The organism is Limimaricola variabilis (assembly GCF_014195545.1).
Taxonomy (GTDB): Bacteria; Pseudomonadota; Alphaproteobacteria; order Rhodobacterales; family Rhodobacteraceae; genus Limimaricola; species Limimaricola variabilis.
Genome location: NZ_JACIBX010000036.1, coordinates 1 through 1,096, shown reverse-complemented (window position 1 = coordinate 1,096; position 1,096 = coordinate 1). Strand labels below are relative to the sequence as shown.

General features: G+C 70.9%; 1 protein-coding gene and 1 pseudogene. Both read right to left on the bottom strand.

The genetic code is table 11. The annotated features are described in order from the left end of the window. Window positions 1-20: 20 nt before the first annotated feature. Window positions 21-947: an electron transfer flavoprotein subunit alpha/FixB family protein gene (locus FHS00_RS17555; protein ID WP_183475390.1), complete on the bottom strand. Its 927-nt coding sequence runs from the start codon at window positions 945-947 to the stop codon at window positions 21-23. After that, window positions 944-1,096, bottom strand: a pseudogene (locus tag FHS00_RS17550) (electron transfer flavoprotein subunit beta/FixA family protein); the annotation flags it as partial. The pseudogene FHS00_RS17550 and the gene FHS00_RS17555, both read right to left, overlap by 4 nt.

The following is a 1,096-nucleotide window of genomic DNA, read 5'->3' as shown; positions in this document are numbered from 1 at the left end:
GCGCCGGGCCGTCCTGTCGTTCAGAGCTTTTCGGTGAGCTCGGGCAGCGCGGTGAACAGGTCGGCGACGAGGCCGTAATCGGCGACCTGGAAGATCGGCGCCTCCTCGTCCTTGTTGATCGCCACGATGACCTTGGAGTCCTTCATCCCCGCGAGGTGCTGGATCGCGCCGGAGATGCCGACCGCGACGTAGAGCGCGGGCGCCACCACCTTGCCGGTCTGGCCGACCTGCCAGTCGTTCGGGGCAAAGCCCGAGTCAACCGCGGCACGGCTCGCGCCGACGGCGGCGCCGAGCTTGTCGGCGAGCTTCTCGATCAGCGCGAAGTTCTCCTGCGAGCCGACGCCGCGGCCGCCCGAGACCACGATCCCGGCCGAGGTCAGCTCCGGCCGGTCGCTCTCGGCGAGCTTGTCCTCGACCCAGGCGGACAGGCCCGGATCGGCGGCGGGCGCCACGTCCTCGACCGAGGCCGACCCGCCGTCGCCCGCCGGCTCGAAGCCGGTGGTGCGGATGGTGATCACCTTGGTCGCGTCGCGCGACTTCACGGTCTGCACCGCGTTGCCGGCATAGACCGGGCGGTCGAAGCTGCCGTCGCCATGCACCGCCAGCACGTCGGGGATGATCATCACGTCGAGGAGCGCCGCGACGCGCGGCATGACGTTCTTGGCGTCGGTGGTGGCGGGGGCGGCGATCACCTCGTGGCCTTCGGCCAGCTGCGCCACCAGCGCCGCGACCGGCTCGGCCAGGCGGTGGGAGTAGAGCGGATCCTCGGCGCAGAGCACGCGGACCACGCCTTGAATCGTCGCCGCGGCGTTTGCGGCGTCCTTGGCCTTGGCGCCGACGCACAGGAGCGTCACATCGCCCAGACCCTGCACCGCCGAGACGGCGCGGGCGGTGGCGTCACGGTTCAATTCGCCGTCCGTGACCTCGGCCAGAAGCAGCACGCTCATCCCACGACCCCCAGATCCTTCAGCTTCTCGACCAGCTCGTCGACCGAGCCGACCATCATCCCCGCCTTGCGCTCCGGCGGCTCGGCGGTCTTCACCACCTCCAGCCGCGGGCTGACGTCGACGCCGAAATCGGCCGCCGTCTTCTCGTC

Coding starts and splice junctions, on each gene's coding strand:
- FHS00_RS17555 (WP_183475390.1), bottom strand. CDS start 947: ATGAGCGTGCTGCTTCTGGCCGAGGTCACGGACGGCGAATTGAACCGT.